This is a genomic window from Brucella pituitosa, assembly GCF_965577835.1.
Classification (GTDB): domain Bacteria; phylum Pseudomonadota; class Alphaproteobacteria; order Rhizobiales; family Rhizobiaceae; genus Brucella; species Brucella pituitosa.
The window spans coordinates 630,942-647,372 of record NZ_OZ264092.1; the positions used below are offsets into that span (position 1 = coordinate 630,942).

Below are 16,431 nucleotides of genomic sequence, written 5' to 3' on the forward strand. Positions count from 1 at the left end.
AGAGAAGTGAGAAGGCCATGCAGCCTCTGAAATATCTGGATGAGATGCTGCCGTGGAACGACAGGTTGCAGATGCTGCAATGCATCTCGGCCATCGAAGAAGCGCCAGACGTCATGACCTTCTCCTTCAAAACTCAGGATGACAACTGGTTTCGCTATACGCCAGGACAGTTCATCACGCTCGAACTTCCAATCGAGCGCTCCGATGGACTTGGTCCGGTATTGCGCACCTATACGCTCTCATCCACACCTTCGCGACCCTACCATATCTCAGTTACGGTCAAGGCACAGAAAGACAGCATTGGCACCCGCTGGATGCTCGACAATCTGCGTCCGCCGATGACCATCAAGGCCTATGGCCCGAATGGCGACTTCTCGCTCGCCAATCATCCGAGCGAGAAATACCTGTTCATCTCGGCTGGCTCAGGCATCACACCTATGGTGTCGATGACGCGCTGGCTTTTCGATTGCGCGCCGGCAACCGATGTAGCCTTCATCAATTGTGCACGCACACCTGATGACATCATCTTCCGCAAAGAACTGGAGCTTCTCTCCGGTCGCATGGAAGCCATGCATCTTGCTTTCATTGTGGAACAATCATCGGCGCGCCATGTCTGGCCGGGTCTGCATGGTCGCATCGACCGCGCACGGCTTGAACTGCTGGCACCCGATTTCCTGCATCGCAAAGTATTCTGCTGCGGCCCTGAGCCATTCATGAATGGCGTGCGCGGCCTTCTGGAGCAATCCGGCTTCAACATGGCCAATTATCATCAGGAGAGTTTTCAGCCTGCGACTGAAATTTCCGCAGTGCCAGTACCTTCGACACTGCAAGTCGATACACCTGCGGCTCCAACAAAACCTGCTGTCGCACCCGCAAGCGTCGTCTTCAGCCTGTCAGGCGTCGAAGTCGAATGCACCGAGAACGACACCATCTTGCTCGCAGCCCGCAATGGTGGGCTTAAAATCCCAAGCGCCTGCGAGTTCGGCATCTGCGGCACCTGCAAGGTTAAATGCATCGGTGGCGAGACGGAAATGAACCACAATGGCGGCATCCGTGACGACGAAATCGCAGACGGCTATATTCTTGCCTGTTGCAGCCGTCCGCGTGGCCGTGTCGAAATTGATGCGTAGAGCGCAGTGCGCTCTACCAGTTTAAATTATGAAGTCGTTACAGCGGTTCCAGTTAAGACTGAATCGTTGGAGCCGCTGTAACTATTTGTTTTTTCGCATTATCCTACGCAAAACCGCTTCGCACTTTTTGCTGGAAATGCTTTAAGCCTTCTTCAGAAATTCGGTACGCAGCACGAGGCCTTTGACCTGCTTGGTGCTGCAATCAACCTCATCCGGATTGCCAGTCAGCCGAATGCCTTTGACCAGCGTGCCACGCTTGAGCGTCGTTGACGTTCCTTTGACCTTCAAATCCTTGATGAGCGTAACGGAATCACCGTCATTGAGCTGCGTCCCGTTGCTGTCGCGCGTGATTTCATCAGTCATGATCATCCCCTGTCCAGATAGATAAAGCCGGTCGTTAGCACCAAAGACAATGTAATACCAGAACGCTGATATTGACTGGTATGCGCCTGCGCCGCTGACTATAATTACATGAAAACAGTCAGGAGCATCTTATGATTGGTCATGCCCTTCTCGTCGTTGATGTGCAAAATGATTTCTGCCCTGGTGGCGCGCTGGCCGTCGATAAGGGTGATGAAATTCTACCGGCTATCAACCGGCTGATTGACGAGAGCGAGCATGTCATTCTGACACAAGACTGGCATCCGGCGGGACATTCCAGCTTTGCAACCAGCCATCCCGGAAAAAAGCCCTTCGATACCATCCATATGCCCTATGGCCCGCAAACATTATGGCCGGATCACTGCGTTCAGGGCACACACGGTGCGGATTTTCATCCAGATTTGCAATGGACGCGTGCGCAGATGCTTATCCGCAAGGGGTTCCGCATAGGAGTGGACAGCTATTCGGCCCTGTTTGAGAACGATCACCAGACCCCTACGGGCCTTGCGGGATACCTGCGCGAACGCAACATCGGTTCATTAACACTGGCCGGTTTGGCTACGGATTTCTGCGTGGCTTTCTCAGCACTTGATGCAGTTTCACACGGCTTTCAAGTGCGTGTTCGGCTGGACGCCTGCCGCGGCATAGACATCGGCGGCTCCATGAATACCATGCTCGAAAAAATGCAAAAGGCGGGCGTTGAACTCATCAACGAACCCGCCCTTGCATCGCATTTGCTCTGATTATTTCTGCAATTCACCATCAGGCAGAACGACATAGATCAGCACAGCAATGATGGTTATGAAGAAGCGGAAAGCAGATTCAATGCCGTTCCATGTGGATGACATCCACATGCCGAACCATTCGCCACCGATAGACATAAAGCCGACCTGCCAGACGAGGAAGCCAACCGAAAGACCCGCAATGGCCCATTTCTTGGAACGGTTGAAGCTTCCTGCATCCCCGCTCAGACGACCGAACATTGCGAAAGCGCCAATCCAACACAGAACGGCTGTCAGCGTTTCTGCGGCAATGATCAGAATGTAACCGGCATTGTGCAGGACATTGCTGTCTATGGCGCGATATTTGATCGTCGCATCAGGAAAAATCGTATCCATGAGCAAAACGTGCTGCACGAACGCGAAATTACTGCCGTAGTCGGTAATGTTGCCAAAGGAAACGAGTGTTGCGAAGAAGGCAATTGCCGCAACGAATGCGGTTTTGCTCAAACGAGTAACGACCATGGAAAACCCCTCTCCAAAAAAGTCGCAGCCGCAGCCTCTTCGAGACCTGCGGCCTATGCTGATATGCTCTGGCGATAGCGCCATAAGCGCATCAAGGCTCGCTAACTCTTTCGATTCGGTCAATAGGCAACAAAAAAGGCGGCCAAAGCCGCCTTTTACTAGCAGTTGTTCCAGATGCTTAGTGCAACGCAGCCTCATCGGCCTCTTTCTGCCACTCCGGATTATTCTTGTTGAAGCGGATCGATGACATCAAGGAGAGACCGATTAGCACAGCACCGATCAGGCCAGTGATGACTTCCGGAATATGGAACAGCGTCTGCACATACATGATCACAGCCAGCACCAGAATGGCGTAAAACGCGCCATGCTCCAGATAACGATACTGACCAAGTGTCTTGCGCTCGACCAGCATGATGGTGAGCGAGCGTACGTAGAACGCGCCGATACCAAGGCCGATCGCAATGACAAACAGATTGGTCGTCAGCGCAAAGGCGCCGATAACACCGTCGAATGAGAAGCTGGCATCGAGCACTTCAAGATAAATGAAGGCACCAAGACCGCCGCGGTGGACCATATCCACCTGTTCCTGCGATGCGTCCAGCACCTCGCCTAAGCCTTCGACAGCCAGAAAGGTCAGTAGACCGAACAGTGCTGCTACCAGGAATGTATGCGAATGCTCAGCATCAAGCTGGTAAGAGAAGAACAGGATAAGCGCTATGGCAACGCCGATTTCAACACCTTGAACCGATGCGAACTTCGACATGCGGCTTTCAATAATCCTGACCCAATGCACATCCTTTTCGACATCGAAAAAGTATTTCATGCCGACCATGAGCAGGAATGTGCCGCCAAATGCTGCAATGCCCGTATGGGATTCCGCGATCACCCGCGCATATTCATCTGGCTGCCATATAGCGAGTTTCAGCGCCGAAATCGGATCTGTCCACATGGCGACCGCAACGATTGCAAGCGGAAAAATGATGCGCATGCCGAAGACGGCAATGATGATACCCCAGGTCAAAAACCGATGCTGCCACTCCGGCGTCATATCACGCAAAATGCGCGCATTAACGATCGCATTATCGAATGAGAGGGAGATTTCGAGAACGCTCAACACCGCACAAATGATGAAGACAGAAACCATGCCTCCAATAGTGCCAGTCGTCGAATATCCAAGCCAGAGAGCGCAGAGAAGTCCAATGACCGTGAAAAATACCGGCCAAATGAAATATTTATAAGTGGTCATCGCGAACCATTGCTTTTTATGTTTATGAGGCAGGCTGAACTACCGGTCCGACAATGCGCTGGGCCGACGGCGCTTCTCCTGCGGCGCAACAGCTTATGTAAGAAGTAGAAACACCGGGGACAAGGAAGATCGTGGCCAAATTTTGTTCACGAAAAAAAGCATAGCTCAAGATAACGTGATCGATCAGGAGGGAGCAACTTTTCAGTAAAAAGTCCCATGGCAATTATCACGATTTGTCATAGACTTATCGCCAGCACCCATCTGGGATAATGAGGACGATTGCCATGATTACAGGACCGCAATGCCGCGCTGCACGTGCACTGGTGGAATTCACGCGGGAGCGGCTGGCCCAGCTCTCGGGCATTGATGCCGGGACAATCGAGCATTTTGAACGAAAGATCGGCTCTCCGTCTGATGAGCAAATACAAACCCTGCAAGAGGTGCTGGAAAAAGTCGGCGCACAGTTCATATGGGAGAATGGCGGCGGACTTGGCGTGAGGCTGAAATTCAACCGCTCAGAATCAAAGCGTATTGCAAACATGGAAAATGAAGGCGGCGTCGTTGGTTACGACGATGTCCCCTGACAAAAGCAAAAGGGCGACCTTTCAGGCCGCCCTTTGTCTCAAGAATAACTTGACCTATTTTTTCTCAATAAGTGAGGCAGGCTCAAGCTTCGGGTGCATCTGAATAGTGACCATGTCCTTGGCATCAAGATCAAGGTCTTTGAAAGAGACACCGCGCAGAACCGGATCGTCATACGTCTTTACATAATAAACCTGATTCTTCAGATCGCCGATTGTGCTCCACTGGGTATATTCAGCAGGCGTATTCGGCTCTTCGATCCAGCCCTTCGGGATATCGAAATTGTTTATGATATGCTCTGCAAGCCGCACGCTTTCCGGGCCGCTTGCAACAGGCTTGGCCGAAAGAACAAATGCACTGGCTCTTACGAAACGCGACGGAGGCGTGGTATCGCCCGGGATGCCCAACATTCCGGAACCTTCCCCTAGCGGCTTGATTTCAGCGCCAAGAATTTTCACTGGCTTGGCATTGTTCGGGGAAAGTTTGACGTAATTTCGCAGATTGGTCATATGCCAATCAAATGAAGGCGCATTGGTCATCACGCCAAGCGGATTGTCATAGATCTTCAGCTTGCCATCAACTGGTTCGATAACAATCGAAGCGCCGCTTGCATCATGAAGTGTGTAATGCAGCGGCGGTGCAATGCCCATGTTCTTCTGAATAACAGTCACGACGGAAATGTCGTTCAGAGCTTCTTTCACTTCGGCAACCGTAGCAAAATTCGTCAGTGCCCAGGTAAGGACATCCCACGGAGCAAGACTGTTTTCAGCCTTTGCTTCTGCCGGATCCGCATAGCCTGCAAAGTCCGGAAAATAGAGAACGCCACCAGTCAGACCCTTCTCGTTCATACCGTCAGCAAGCGCGGTAACGCCAAAAGCGTTCATACCAACAGCCGCATACTTGGCTTTCCAGGTCTTGGCCACTTTGCCGTCTGCAGGTGTAGCCGCAATATCAAAGTTGCGAGGAAGAACGATCATTTGTGAATCGATCGGAAACGCAAACTCCATGGTGCGTCCGTAGACGATACTGCCATCCGTAGTAGGCAATACAAAACTCGTGCAGGCTTGGGCTGCCTGAGGAATGACGAGTGCCGAAACAAGCGCCGCAATCGCTGCACCGCGAGCCAGCACCCCGCACGATGACTTCCAGATAGACCAGTTCTTTTGCATGACAACCTCATCACAAAATTAGATGTCTGGAATGATAAATGCAGCCACTTGGGGAGCCCGGCTACATTTGGGAACCAGAAACATTCATTAATCCAATCGCAGGCGAATAGAACGGCTACAATATAGCAAAGTCAACCAACAAAACCTCTGCATTACCTTCATTTTTCCATTTATTTCTTGCCATGATTAACATAAACATTGATCATGCCTTTATAGGTCTGGTCTTTTATATGTTTCTAAATTAGGTTCCGAGGGGACAATGCCGTGATCAGAAACAATTCTCGCTCCGATAGTAAAAATTTACTGACCACTACTTTTAGCAATATTATATTAGCTACCTCTTTTATGATGGCGGCAGCAAGCGCATCCCACGCAGCAGACGTTATCGCGCCTCCTCCTGTGCAGACAGAAATTCAGGATCAGCAACGCTGGCGCGTGATCTTCAGCCCTTATGTATGGGGCGCTTCATTGAATGGCAAAGCCGGTCTGCTTGGGTTGAGCACGAATGTCGACGTACCTTTCAGGGACATTCTGGACAATCTCGACATGAGCCTTATGGGCAATATCGAAGTGACGAACGGCAAGTTCGGCGTTTATTTTGACGGCCAGTATACCAAAACCAGTCAGGACGCCGACATTCGTGACGAACAGCTCGACATGGATATCAAGTCCACGACGCTTTCGGGTGGCGTCTATTATCGCCTCTATGAGCAGCAGCTGGACGGTACGACGCTTTTCGGCGGTCAGCGGATTTTTGCCATTGAACCGACCGTAGGCGTACGCTGGACAGAGCTCAAGGCGCAAGTCAATGTGGGACCGTTCAGCGCATCTCGGAAAGCAGACTGGACCGATCCGTTTATCGGCACCCGCGTCTTCTACGACATCAATGACCGTTGGAACATCTTTGCTGAAGCCGATATCGGCGGCTTCGGTGCAGGAACCAAACTCAGCGCGAACGGCCAGATCTATCTCGGCTATCGCACCCTGGTATTCGACGTCCCAACCACATGGCGTGTTGGTTATCGCGCGCTCTATCAGGATTACCGGGACAATGATGGCGTCGAAAAGTTCAAGTATGATGTAACACAGCACGGACCAGTAATCGGCCTCTCCGTTCAGTTCTGATCCTGCTCCTGCCTTCTAAAGCCGCTGGATTTTTCCGGCGGCTTTTGTTTTGCCTCCGCAACAAAAGACATTGCCCACATTGATCAACGTGGAAGCTCTTTATTTAGCAAGAAATAATCTGCCACTATTTCATGCTTGCAAGATTGGGCGATATGGCCTCAACTATCTGAACAGGCTTGATGATTTTGACCGAATCCATTTGCAAATGTGGACCTGCATTCATCATCCGTCTGCACTAGAGCGTATCCCGGAAAGTGTGAAACGATTTTCGGATAAGATGCGCGTAAAAACAAACGTTTAGAGCGCCGATCTGATTCAATCCGATTGAAACGCGTTCTAGTGGGGCGTTGGGCGCGGGATGAATTATATTTTCGAACTATCCGTTTATCTTTCTTTTGTGACTTTCACCGTTCTCGGCGTGGGCGTCTATTTCGTTGGTCGCTTCGCGCTCCACATCCTGTCCCGCCATGCCAATCATGACATTCTATCGATCCCGATTGGTGCCTTCATCGGCACCATTGCGACGGCATGGGCGCTGTCATTGGGATTTGTTGCCGCAGACATCTGGACAGCCAACTCAAAAGCTGATCAGGCGACCAGTGAAGAAAGATCGTCCATTTCGCGATTGATCGGAGCCGCGAGTCCAGACATTCTGAATGCACCCGTACTTGTGGCATCTCTTTCCGAGTATCGCACGGCAGTCGTCAAAGACGAATGGCTTGAAAACAGCAACATTTCGCCTGCCCATTCCGTTGAAGTTGCATTACAGAATATACGGCGCGAGATCGTGAAGCTTGCTAAGACAGACATTCCGTCACCGATAATATCGCAACTTGTACACGACTTCGACGAATTACAGGATGCGCGCAACACGCGCCTCTCTGTCGGCTCAACATCAGTCGACATGTACAAATGGTATTTACTGTTTTCGCTGACGATCCTGACCATCATCACTATCGCAGCCACACATGCAGACAGAGTAAGTGCCGGCATCAAGGCCATGGTAATCTATTCGATCACGGCTGCTTTTTGTCTTTGGATCCTCGCGATCCATGCCAATCCATATCAAGGCATAGAGCGGCTCGAACCGTCGCTGCTATTTACAAACCAGAAAGCGGGTTGATCTTTCGAATGAAATTTCTTTCGATAGCCATCGCAGCACTGACGCTCTTCGCAGCATTGCCAAAGGCCGAGGCTGAAGCTGAGACTCAGGCCTTCCGTGTCTGTCATGGCTATGAATGCTACTATCAGACCAAGCTAACGCTATCCGCTCCAGATTTGCGCCGCATACAGAATCTCATGCAGCAAGGCGCTAAATCGCCAGCTGCCGAACGCAAAGCCTTGAGAACCGCGATTGCACTATTTGAACAACGCAGCACAGCAATAATCGGTGTTCGTGACAAGCCACGCATGCAGTTTGGCAAAGCACGCATCAAAGGGCAGATGGACTGCATCGATGAATCGACCAACACGGATAACTTCATCCGCTACCTGAATTCTCGCGGCTGGCTCAAACATCATACTCCTGTGCGCAAAACCGCACGCGGAAGCTTTTTCGATGGTCGCTATCCTCATTGGACTGCAGTTATCCAAGCCAAAGATGGTGAGCGCTGGGCGGTTGATTCCTGGTATGAAGCAGGCGGCGGTCCGCCCGACATCATGCCACTGGCTGAATGGAAGCGTCGCGGCTATGGCGGCGAAAGATAAATACAGATTGAGCGCTTCAGAGACCTTCTAATGGATTTATCAAAAGCAGGCGTTCAGGCATGATATATGTGCAGGCCGTTTCACCTAGAGCATCTCCAGTTTATCTTGAATTATAGGAAATGCTCTATCTCTTTGTTTTTACGCGCATCTTAATCCGAAAACCGCTTCGCATTTTTCGGGATGCGCTCTAGGGGGTTATCAATGGTTATTCTGAAGAAGTCTTTTGCAGCCGCGTGCACCAGTGCTCTTGTTGCTTTCAGTATGCTTGCCGCACCTGTCGCTGAAGCCTGCACGCGTGTCGTTTATCTTGGAGCCAATGATCAGGTGATTACGGCGCGTTCCATGGACTGGAAGGTCGATGTTGGCACCAATCTGTGGATTTTTCCGCGCGGTATGGATCGCAGCGGCGAAGCTGGACCCAATTCCATAAAATGGACGTCCAAATATGGCAGTGTCATCTCCTCAGGCTACGATATTTCGACGACCGACGGAATGAACGAAGCGGGCCTCGTTGCCAACGTGCTCTGGTTAGTGGAATCCGAATACCCTAAATATGATGGAACCGGACCCGGCCTTTCCATCGCAGCCTGGGCGCAATATGTGCTCGATAACTTTGCTACGGTTGACGAAGCGGTCAAAGAACTCAGCACCAATCCGTTCACAATCGTCACGGATAATGTACCGGGTCAAGACCGGCTCGCGACCCTGCATCTCTCCATATCGGATGCATCCGGAGACAGTGCGATCGTCGAATATATCGACGGCAAGCAAGTTATCCATCACAGCCGTGAGTATCAGGTGATGACCAATTCGCCGACATTTGACGAACAGCTTGCACTGCACTCTTATTGGTCGCAGATCGGCGGAACCGTCATGCTACCGGGCACAAACCGGGCATCAGATCGTTTCACGCGCGCTGCTTTCTATATAAACGCCGTACCAAAATCCGAAGAACCAGTTGAAGCTCTCGCGAGCGTTTTCGGCGTCATTCGCAACGCATCAGTCCCGTTTGGCATCACGACACCTGATGAACCGAATATCTCCTCGACACGCTGGCGCACAGTTTCAGATCAGAAGCGTAAACTCTATTTCTTTGAATCTGCCCTGACGCCGAATATTTTCTGGGTCGATCTGAACACGGTAGACTTCTCTGCCGACAAGGGAAAAGTGCAGAAACTTGACCTTGGCCCGGATCAGCGCAATATTTTTTCCGGTGTTGTGAACAAGGATTTCAAGGACGCAGAACCCTTCAAATTCCTCGGGCTTTAACGGCTGTTTCGCACAATCTGAAACTGCCACCTGCCAACAACTGCGTTCAACCAGGCCAAAAAAAACGAAACCAATCGGTGTCCCGCGCGTTAACTAGTCACAACAACCAGAACGGAGGGAATCCAATGGACTGGAATCGCGTAGAAGGCAATTGGAAGCAGGCTAAGGGTAAGATCAAGGAACAGTGGGGCAAACTCACTGATGATGATCTCGACCAGATTAATGGCCGCCGCGAGCAGTTGGAAGGCAAGATTCAGGAGCATTACGGCATCGCCAAGGACCGTGTAAAATCGGACATCGATGACTGGTACCAGCGCCAGCAGTGGCTTTCCTAAAAATCTCTGTAATCAGACAGACAGAATGAAGCCTTGCCCTCGGCAGGGCTTCATTTTTATATCTCTATTACACTTAGAGCATTTCCTGTTTTGATTGAATCATTGGAAATTCTCTATCCATTTGTTTTTACGCGCATCTTTTTCCGAAAACGGCTTCACATTTTTCGGGATGCGCTCTAGCAGCGATCAACGCGCTGAAGCGAAGCAGACAATCCCAACAGTGAAAATGTGTAGCGCGTTTGCGTGCCACGTGCCGATGTCGCCTGCACATTGACCGTGCGACCAGACCGCATGGCGCTGACAATGCGTGCCTCATCGCCGACATTCTGCGCCCATGCCCGGTTCCCTTCGCTGAAGAACGGAAACTGTGCTCCGTCAATCATGACCTTTACAGTGCTGTCCGCTTTCAGATCATAGCCCATCACGAGCTGTGGGCTGTAGCTCGCACCAGACTTGGAAAGAATAATGAAATTATCGCCATGCCGAACGCCTGCCGGAAGGAAACTCGACGGCACAGTCAGGGCATAACACTTGTTCCCGGGCAGTTGCGTGTTCTGATAAACACCCCAATCCCTGAACTCACCAATGTGACTTGTTTTAGCCGAAGCCGCGAGAGAACTCGCCACCAACCCTGCAAGCGCCAACGCAACAGTGGTTGTCTTTTTAGTCATTGCCTGAAACCTCCATAATGTCACCAATCACGTGACATAAAAAATTGTTTCATTGCGTTACTATTTCCTTAACAGGCTCCTAAAAACTTGTTGAACAGGGAAAATGGTCGCGGCTCGATGAACTTCGCGCATGAAAAAGCGAGTCTGTTCGGCGTTTAAAACGACAAACCAGACGAGCTGTGACCGATACTATTCAAATGTTCTGAAACCGGGAATGCAGAGGTCGCAAATGCTGCTTCTGCATGTTTTTTCTTCACTATGGCACGTCGAGGCCAAAGGCTTAATAGCCATCCATACGACAGCAATAACAGAACAAACTTCTGGAAGAAATGGTGGGCCCGGAGGGACTCGAACCCCCAACCAAGCGGTTATGAGCCGCCGGCTCTAACCAATTGAGCTACAGGCCCCACGCAACACAGCACCTACCCTAAAGAAAGACGGGACACAAGCTGTCAATTGCACGAGTTGCCCTAATGCGCACATATTCGATTGTCATGCATGCAACCCAAGACACGATTCATCTGGATTGAACTCTTTGGTTGCAATTCAACTGTATTTCAAGCCAGATATTGTGGCGTTTTGCTTTAGAGGGAACTTAAATACACTCAATGACAAAGCAGGAATGGCCTATCATGGAGACTGCTTTGCACAAGCTGCCTCAACATTCTCTACAGGAGATTTTATGAAGAACCGCGCTACTACCCTTCTTGCCACTTCATTTTCGGCAATCGTGCTTGCAGGTGCGTTTTCACTGCCAGCTACAGCGCAGGAGAATCAGATGACGAAGCAGACCGCGCGTATTGCGGTGACCGGTGAAGGCAAGATGACCTCTGCCCCGGACATGGCTATTCTCAACCTCACTGTATTGCGTGATGCTGAAACTGCGCGCGACGCAATGACGGCCAATAATGAAGCAATGGCCAAGGTGCTGGAAGCAATGAAAAAAGCTGGCGTCGAGGAGCGTGATCTCCAGACGAGCAGCATCAACATTCAGCCTCGCTATGTCTACCCGGACGATAAGAACGGCCTGAAGGAACCAAAGATCAGCGGTTACAGCGTATCCAACAGCCTGACCGTACGCGTGCGCGATCTGGACAAGGTTGGCAATGTGCTTGATGAGTCCGTGACACTCGGCGTCAATCAGGGTGGCGATCTCACCTTCGTCAATGACAACCCGGCAGCCACCATCAACGAAGCGCGCAAGCGCGCCGTAGCGGATGCGATTGCTAAGGCCAAGACACTTGCCGATGCAGCAGGCGTTGGCCTCGGTCGTGTTGTTGAAATCAACGAACAGAGCCGCGCACCTATGCCGATGCCTATCGCGCGTCAGGCCAAGATGATGGCAGCCTCCGCACCTCAGGACTCGGTTCCTGTCGCTGCTGGCGAGAACAGCTATGATGTCTCTGTTAACGTCGTTTTCGAAATTAAGGAATAACGACAGCATAAAGGGGCGTTTATGCGCCCCTTTATTGACCGGTTTAATAAAACAAAAAAGCCAGCCTGAATTTCAGGCTGGCTTTTTATTTAATCATGAAATGCAATTAACGGATAATCGGGCAACCACGCACATTGGCGAAGACAACGCCGGTCGGACGACCATGGCGGAAGCCACGAACCTGAACCGATTTTCCGCGATAGACAACGCGTGCGTTACGGATACCCATACGGTGCGCCTTCATTTTGGCACCTTCAACCGAGCAGGCAGGACCGCGGCGCGACGGGCGGGCATGATGACGATTGCCACGATAGTCGATATTGACCACAGGCGAATGTGCTGCCGTGCTCATCGCAGGAGCTGACGTGGGCGATGCAGCATTTGCTGAAGCACCAGCAGTGAAGACAGCAGCAAAACCGATTGCAGCAGTGACAACGAATGACTTGAGCGAAATTGAAGACATCTTGAAACCCTTTCGAACTTTTGTCAGGTGATCCTCACCTGAGACATCCGATAAGTAGTCCATCGAATATGAACGCAAAGCCAGGTTCACGTTCATATGGCATTCAGTTTGGTAAATACCACCACAAAATCACGCTCAATGTTCTGAATAAATTGTTATAAAACAATTATTTAAATGGAAGTTCCTGCCAAACAGACACTACAGAAGAGTGAACATTAAACTTAATTAATGTGCCCCATAGGGCGATTAATCCAATGGCACCATGTGCTGGATGTACTCTTCTTCATCCTTGAGTTCATGGTCGAACGCCGTCACCTTGCCACGAACAGAAACACCGGCTTCGTAGATTGTATCGGGCGAACCCGAAACGAGCGGGTGCCACCAATAAAGATCGGCACCTTCTGCAACAAGCCGATAAGCGCAGGTGGCCGGCAGCCAGTTGACCTCGTAGACGATTTCCGGCGTCAGAAACACGCAATCGGGCACAGTTTTGCGACGGTTCGGATAATCACTGCATTTGCAGCTATCTGCGTCCAGAAGCGTACAGGCAACTGTCGTCCAGTAGACTTCCTCTGTATCATCATCCAGCAATTTATGCAGACAACACTGGCCGCAACCGTCGCACAGGCTTTCCCATTCCTGTCGGTTCATTTGCTCAAGCGATTTGGTTTGCCAGAAAGGTTTCTTGTTCATGATGCTGCATATAGAGCATTTCCGGCAAAAGTGCGTAGCGGTTGCGTCCGCAATAACACGGGCAAATCGTCGCCCTTCACTATTGAATGCTGCACATTGTTGAGTTAGATAACGCTTGTCATCCTTATGACCGTAAGCGTCTTACGTTAGGCAACGCATCAATTTAGCTGGGAACGGCTATCAGTTTTGATGTTTCGTTGCACGTTCCCTGCATAATATTCAGGAATACACATGTCTCAGTTTAACGGTTCACGCCGCAGAAAACTGCCAGCGCGTTATGCATCTATTGTGATGCCTTTCATTCTCTCGATCATGATGACTTTTATTGTCTCACTGATCGCGACCACAAAAAACCTGGGCCTCACGCATCCCGAACTTGCATCAAGCTGGATGACCTCGTGGGCTCTTTCGTGGCTCGTTGCTTTTCCAGTCCTGCTTGCCATCCTACCAGTCGTCCGGAAAATGGTCAGCTTCGTCTGTCATCCACACTGACAAGCGCAAATAAAAAGCCGCGCATCAAAGATGCGCGGCTTTCTCAATTCCGTTGCCGGTAGCTTAGCGGAAAATTGCTTCGCCCTGCTCATCGACAATCTGGCGACCCTTGTTCAGCGAAATGCTGGCAGCATCTTCAATGCCAGGGCAACGATCTGCGCGAACAAAGCGGTGTTCTTTCAGCTCGCCATTGATCGTCTTCGAGATAACACCACAAACCTGATACTGCCCGCCTTCGCTGTAAGGCGTTGCGATAATAAGAAAGTCCTTGTGCTCAAGGCGTCCGGCTTCTTTTGGTGCTGCTGGCGTTTCTTCCGTTGAGCCACCGCCAAAAAGGCGCTTCAAAAAAGACATAACGCTCCCTCTCTTCTATAAAAATCGCCCGAAGCCGTATCCGGCCTCGGGCGAAAAGTTCTTAGCTGTCGAGGAACGAACGCAGCTTACGCGAACGGCTCGGATGCTTGAGCTTGCGCAGCGCCTTCGCTTCGATCTGACGAATACGTTCGCGCGTTACCGAGAACTGCTGGCCGACTTCTTCAAGTGTGTGGTCAGTGTTCATGCCGATACCGAAACGCATGCGCAGAACGCGTTCTTCACGCGGGGTCAACGATGCCAGAACGCGGGTCGTCGTATCGCGAAGGTTAGCCTGAATGGCTGCATCGATTGGCAGTAGCGCATTCTTGTCTTCGATGAAATCACCAAGATGTGAATCTTCTTCATCACCCACTGGCGTTTCAAGCGAGATTGGCTCCTTGGCAATTTTCAGAACCTTGCGAACTTTTTCAAGCGGCATGGCCAGCTTTTCAGCCAGTTCTTCCGGCGTTGGTTCGCGACCGATTTCATGCAGCATCTGGCGCGATGTACGAACGATCTTGTTGATCGTTTCGATCATGTGCACCGGAATACGGATGGTGCGCGCCTGATCGGCAATCGAACGGGTGATTGCCTGACGAATCCACCATGTCGCATAGGTCGAGAACTTGTAACCACGACGATATTCGAACTTATCGACCGCCTTCATCAGACCGATATTGCCTTCCTGAATAAGATCGAGGAACTGAAGGCCACGGTTGGTGTACTTCTTGGCAATCGAGATAACGAGACGAAGGTTGGCTTCCACCATTTCCTTCTTGGCGATGGTCGCTTCGCGTTCACCCTTCTGAACCTGATTGACGATGCGGCGGAATTCACCGATCGAAATCGCGGTTTCAGTAGCAAGCATCTGAATTTCCGAACGCAGACGATCAATCGCACGTTCTTCCTTGACTGCGAATTCCTTCCAGCCACGAGCCGACAGAGTGCTGACGCGGTCAACCCATTTCGGGTCCAGTTCGTGACCCTGATATTCCTTCAGGAATTCTTCACGACGGACGCCGAAAGATTCGGCCAGACGCAACAGCTTGCCTTCGTTCTGAACGAGGCGCTTGTTGATGTCGTAAAGCTGCTCAACCAGCTGCTCGATACGGTTCTGATTAAGCGACAGCGACTTCACAGCCTTGATCAGCTGATCTTTCAGTTCCTTATAGCGGCGCTCCTGGCTGGAAGACAGATCAGCAGCAGCAGCCAGACGGCTTTCAACCTGCTGGTCCTGCAGCTTACGCAGCTTGCGGTAAGTATCAGCAATCAGATCGAGCGTTTCCATGACCTGTGGGCGCAATTCGGCTTCCATAGCCGCCAGCGACAGATTGGCTTCGTCCTCGTCTTCTTCTTCCTCTTCCGCAGGCATGTCTCCGCCGACATTGGTAATGTCGTCATCGTCACGCGAACGGCGCGGCCCTTTGTCGTCGCGTGGCTTCTCTTCTTCCACACGTTCAACAATTGGCGCTTGCTTGGCTTCCGGGCCAGCATACGTGGTTTCGAGATCGATGATCTCGCGCAGCAGAATGTTTGATTCATTCAGCTGTTCACGCCAGATAATAATGGCCTGAAAGGTCAGTGGGCTTTCACAAAGCCCAGCGATCATCGTTTCGCGACCAGCTTCGATACGCTTTGCGATGGCAATTTCGCCCTCGCGCGACAGAAGCTCGACGGAACCCATTTCGCGCAAATACATGCGCACCGGATCATCCGTACGGTCGGTCGGTTCTTTCTTTGTTGTCGTGGCGGCGACAGCAGTACCGGTCGCCTCGACCAGATCGCCACCTTCTTCAGCATCATCATCATTGTTGTCGTCGCGATCAGCTTCCTGCTCGTCGTCTTCAACTACGTTGATGCCCATATCCGACAGCATAGCCATCGTGTCTTCGATCTGCTCAGATGTCACTTCTTCGGAAGGAAGCACAGCATTCAGCTCGTCCATCGTGACGTAGCCGCGCTTCTTCGCAACCTTGATCATCTTCTTGACAGCATCGTCAGAAAGGTCGAGAAGCGGCCCGTCGGTCGCACCTTCGCGCTCGACTTCGGCTTCTTCGTTTTCCTTAGCCTTCGTTGCCATATTGCTCGTCTCCAGGCGACACCGGTCGCGTCTAAGATATATAGAGTGGTCAAAC

The 16,431-nt window shown here is 51.2% G+C and carries 19 protein-coding genes and 1 tRNA gene; 10 read left to right on the top strand and 10 right to left on the bottom strand.

Annotated elements, in window-relative coordinates:
* Positions 1 to 17 precede the first annotated feature (17 nt).
* Positions 18 to 1,130: a hybrid-cluster NAD(P)-dependent oxidoreductase gene (locus ACSME1_RS03035; protein WP_024899556.1), complete on the top strand. Its 1,113-nt coding sequence runs from the start codon at positions 18 to 20 to the stop codon at positions 1,128 to 1,130.
* A gap of 141 nt (positions 1,131 to 1,271) precedes the next feature.
* Here ACSME1_RS03035 and ACSME1_RS03040 read toward each other — a convergent pair whose 3' ends face one another.
* A complete protein-coding gene (locus ACSME1_RS03040) occupies positions 1,272 to 1,493 on the bottom strand; it encodes an alkylphosphonate utilization protein (RefSeq protein WP_007875876.1) in 222 nt (73 codons plus the stop codon).
* Between the two features lie 131 nt (positions 1,494 to 1,624).
* On the opposite strand from ACSME1_RS03040, the gene pncA reads away from it, so the two are divergent.
* The gene (gene pncA, locus ACSME1_RS03045) at positions 1,625 to 2,254 is read left to right on the top strand and encodes a bifunctional nicotinamidase/pyrazinamidase (protein WP_105534480.1); all 630 of its coding nucleotides are present in this window, start codon (positions 1,625 to 1,627) and stop codon (positions 2,252 to 2,254) included.
* Here pncA and ACSME1_RS03050 read toward each other — a convergent pair whose 3' ends face one another.
* A complete protein-coding gene (locus tag ACSME1_RS03050; protein WP_024899554.1) occupies positions 2,255 to 2,755 on the bottom strand; it encodes a DUF2165 family protein in 501 nt (166 codons plus the stop codon).
* A gap of 178 nt (positions 2,756 to 2,933) precedes the next feature.
* On the bottom strand, positions 2,934 to 4,001 hold the full coding sequence (locus ACSME1_RS03055; protein WP_024899553.1) for a DUF475 domain-containing protein: 1,068 nt from the start codon (positions 3,999 to 4,001) through the stop codon (positions 2,934 to 2,936).
* Positions 4,002 to 4,285: 284 nt separating this feature from the next.
* Between ACSME1_RS03055 and ACSME1_RS03060 the strand changes: the two genes are divergently transcribed.
* Positions 4,286 to 4,585 (top strand): helix-turn-helix domain-containing protein, encoded by a 300-nt coding sequence (locus tag ACSME1_RS03060; protein ID WP_024899552.1) that lies wholly within the window; start codon positions 4,286 to 4,288, stop codon positions 4,583 to 4,585.
* A gap of 54 nt (positions 4,586 to 4,639) precedes the next feature.
* On the opposite strand, the gene ACSME1_RS03065 is transcribed toward ACSME1_RS03060, so the two are convergent.
* Positions 4,640 to 5,752 carry a linear amide C-N hydrolase gene (locus ACSME1_RS03065; protein ID WP_024899551.1) on the bottom strand — a complete coding sequence of 371 codons (1,113 nt, stop codon included), beginning with the start codon at positions 5,750 to 5,752 and terminating at the stop codon, positions 4,640 to 4,642.
* A gap of 264 nt (positions 5,753 to 6,016) precedes the next feature.
* Here ACSME1_RS03065 and ACSME1_RS03070 point away from each other — a divergent pair, with 264 nt between their 5' ends.
* From ACSME1_RS03070 to ACSME1_RS03090, 5 genes are all read left to right on the top strand, one after another.
* Complete coding sequence (locus tag ACSME1_RS03070) at positions 6,017 to 6,877, top strand: hypothetical protein (protein ID WP_105705744.1); 861 nt, start codon at positions 6,017 to 6,019, stop codon at positions 6,875 to 6,877.
* Between the two features lie 358 nt (positions 6,878 to 7,235).
* The gene (locus ACSME1_RS03075; RefSeq protein ID WP_105705740.1) at positions 7,236 to 8,000 is read left to right on the top strand and encodes a hypothetical protein; all 765 of its coding nucleotides are present in this window, start codon (positions 7,236 to 7,238) and stop codon (positions 7,998 to 8,000) included.
* Positions 8,001 to 8,008: 8 nt separating this feature from the next.
* The gene (locus ACSME1_RS03080) at positions 8,009 to 8,584 is read left to right on the top strand and encodes a hypothetical protein (protein WP_024899548.1); all 576 of its coding nucleotides are present in this window, start codon (positions 8,009 to 8,011) and stop codon (positions 8,582 to 8,584) included.
* A 201-nt stretch (positions 8,585 to 8,785) separates the two neighbouring features.
* Positions 8,786 to 9,853: a linear amide C-N hydrolase gene (locus ACSME1_RS03085; protein ID WP_024899547.1), complete on the top strand. Its 1,068-nt coding sequence runs from the start codon at positions 8,786 to 8,788 to the stop codon at positions 9,851 to 9,853.
* 125 nt (positions 9,854 to 9,978) lie between these two features.
* A complete protein-coding gene (locus ACSME1_RS03090) occupies positions 9,979 to 10,188 on the top strand; it encodes a CsbD family protein (RefSeq protein ID WP_024899546.1) in 210 nt (69 codons plus the stop codon).
* 176 nt (positions 10,189 to 10,364) lie between these two features.
* Here ACSME1_RS03090 and ACSME1_RS03095 read toward each other — a convergent pair whose 3' ends face one another.
* Both ACSME1_RS03095 and ACSME1_RS03100 read right to left on the bottom strand, forming a co-directional pair.
* Positions 10,365 to 10,859 carry an invasion associated locus B family protein gene (locus ACSME1_RS03095; protein ID WP_024899545.1) on the bottom strand — a complete coding sequence of 165 codons (495 nt, stop codon included), beginning with the start codon at positions 10,857 to 10,859 and terminating at the stop codon, positions 10,365 to 10,367.
* Positions 10,860 to 11,189: 330 nt separating this feature from the next.
* Positions 11,190 to 11,266, bottom strand: a tRNA-Ile gene (locus tag ACSME1_RS03100).
* A 275-nt stretch (positions 11,267 to 11,541) separates the two neighbouring features.
* On the opposite strand from ACSME1_RS03100, the gene ACSME1_RS03105 reads away from it, so the two are divergent.
* Entirely contained in the window at positions 11,542 to 12,294 is a 753-nt protein-coding gene (locus tag ACSME1_RS03105; RefSeq protein ID WP_105705738.1) for an SIMPL domain-containing protein, read from the top strand.
* A 106-nt stretch (positions 12,295 to 12,400) separates the two neighbouring features.
* On the opposite strand, the gene ACSME1_RS03110 is transcribed toward ACSME1_RS03105, so the two are convergent.
* Both ACSME1_RS03110 and ACSME1_RS03115 read right to left on the bottom strand, forming a co-directional pair.
* Complete coding sequence (locus ACSME1_RS03110) at positions 12,401 to 12,757, bottom strand: antifreeze protein (RefSeq protein ID WP_105706044.1); 357 nt, start codon at positions 12,755 to 12,757, stop codon at positions 12,401 to 12,403.
* Positions 12,758 to 13,003: 246 nt separating this feature from the next.
* Positions 13,004 to 13,450 carry a YcgN family cysteine cluster protein gene (locus ACSME1_RS03115; protein WP_024899485.1) on the bottom strand — a complete coding sequence of 149 codons (447 nt, stop codon included), beginning with the start codon at positions 13,448 to 13,450 and terminating at the stop codon, positions 13,004 to 13,006.
* Between the two features lie 231 nt (positions 13,451 to 13,681).
* Here ACSME1_RS03115 and ACSME1_RS03120 point away from each other — a divergent pair, with 231 nt between their 5' ends.
* Positions 13,682 to 13,942, top strand: a complete 261-nt coding sequence (locus tag ACSME1_RS03120; RefSeq protein ID WP_024899484.1) for a DUF2798 domain-containing protein — start codon at positions 13,682 to 13,684, stop codon at positions 13,940 to 13,942.
* A gap of 63 nt (positions 13,943 to 14,005) precedes the next feature.
* On the opposite strand, the gene ACSME1_RS03125 is transcribed toward ACSME1_RS03120, so the two are convergent.
* A complete protein-coding gene (locus tag ACSME1_RS03125; RefSeq protein WP_024899483.1) occupies positions 14,006 to 14,296 on the bottom strand; it encodes an HlyU family transcriptional regulator in 291 nt (96 codons plus the stop codon).
* Between the two features lie 61 nt (positions 14,297 to 14,357).
* Positions 14,358 to 16,376 carry an RNA polymerase sigma factor RpoD gene (gene rpoD, locus ACSME1_RS03130; RefSeq protein WP_024899482.1) on the bottom strand — a complete coding sequence of 673 codons (2,019 nt, stop codon included), beginning with the start codon at positions 16,374 to 16,376 and terminating at the stop codon, positions 14,358 to 14,360.
* Positions 16,377 to 16,431 lie beyond the last annotated feature (55 nt).

Coding starts and splice junctions, on each gene's coding strand:
- ACSME1_RS03035 (WP_024899556.1), top strand. CDS start 18: ATGCAGCCTCTGAAATATCTGGATGAGATGCTGCCGTGGAACGACAGG.
- ACSME1_RS03040 (WP_007875876.1), bottom strand. CDS start 1,493: ATGACTGATGAAATCACGCGCGACAGCAACGGGACGCAGCTCAATGAC.
- pncA (WP_105534480.1), top strand. CDS start 1,625: ATGATTGGTCATGCCCTTCTCGTCGTTGATGTGCAAAATGATTTCTGC.
- ACSME1_RS03050 (WP_024899554.1), bottom strand. CDS start 2,755: ATGGTCGTTACTCGTTTGAGCAAAACCGCATTCGTTGCGGCAATTGCC.
- ACSME1_RS03055 (WP_024899553.1), bottom strand. CDS start 4,001: ATGACCACTTATAAATATTTCATTTGGCCGGTATTTTTCACGGTCATT.
- ACSME1_RS03060 (WP_024899552.1), top strand. CDS start 4,286: ATGATTACAGGACCGCAATGCCGCGCTGCACGTGCACTGGTGGAATTC.
- ACSME1_RS03065 (WP_024899551.1), bottom strand. CDS start 5,752: ATGCAAAAGAACTGGTCTATCTGGAAGTCATCGTGCGGGGTGCTGGCT.
- ACSME1_RS03075 (WP_105705740.1), top strand. CDS start 7,236: ATGAATTATATTTTCGAACTATCCGTTTATCTTTCTTTTGTGACTTTC.
- ACSME1_RS03080 (WP_024899548.1), top strand. CDS start 8,009: ATGAAATTTCTTTCGATAGCCATCGCAGCACTGACGCTCTTCGCAGCA.
- ACSME1_RS03085 (WP_024899547.1), top strand. CDS start 8,786: ATGGTTATTCTGAAGAAGTCTTTTGCAGCCGCGTGCACCAGTGCTCTT.
- ACSME1_RS03090 (WP_024899546.1), top strand. CDS start 9,979: ATGGACTGGAATCGCGTAGAAGGCAATTGGAAGCAGGCTAAGGGTAAG.
- ACSME1_RS03095 (WP_024899545.1), bottom strand. CDS start 10,859: ATGACTAAAAAGACAACCACTGTTGCGTTGGCGCTTGCAGGGTTGGTG.
- ACSME1_RS03105 (WP_105705738.1), top strand. CDS start 11,542: ATGAAGAACCGCGCTACTACCCTTCTTGCCACTTCATTTTCGGCAATC.
- ACSME1_RS03110 (WP_105706044.1), bottom strand. CDS start 12,757: ATGTCTTCAATTTCGCTCAAGTCATTCGTTGTCACTGCTGCAATCGGT.
- ACSME1_RS03115 (WP_024899485.1), bottom strand. CDS start 13,450: ATGAACAAGAAACCTTTCTGGCAAACCAAATCGCTTGAGCAAATGAAC.
- ACSME1_RS03120 (WP_024899484.1), top strand. CDS start 13,682: ATGTCTCAGTTTAACGGTTCACGCCGCAGAAAACTGCCAGCGCGTTAT.
- ACSME1_RS03125 (WP_024899483.1), bottom strand. CDS start 14,296: ATGTCTTTTTTGAAGCGCCTTTTTGGCGGTGGCTCAACGGAAGAAACG.
- rpoD (WP_024899482.1), bottom strand. CDS start 16,376: ATGGCAACGAAGGCTAAGGAAAACGAAGAAGCCGAAGTCGAGCGCGAA.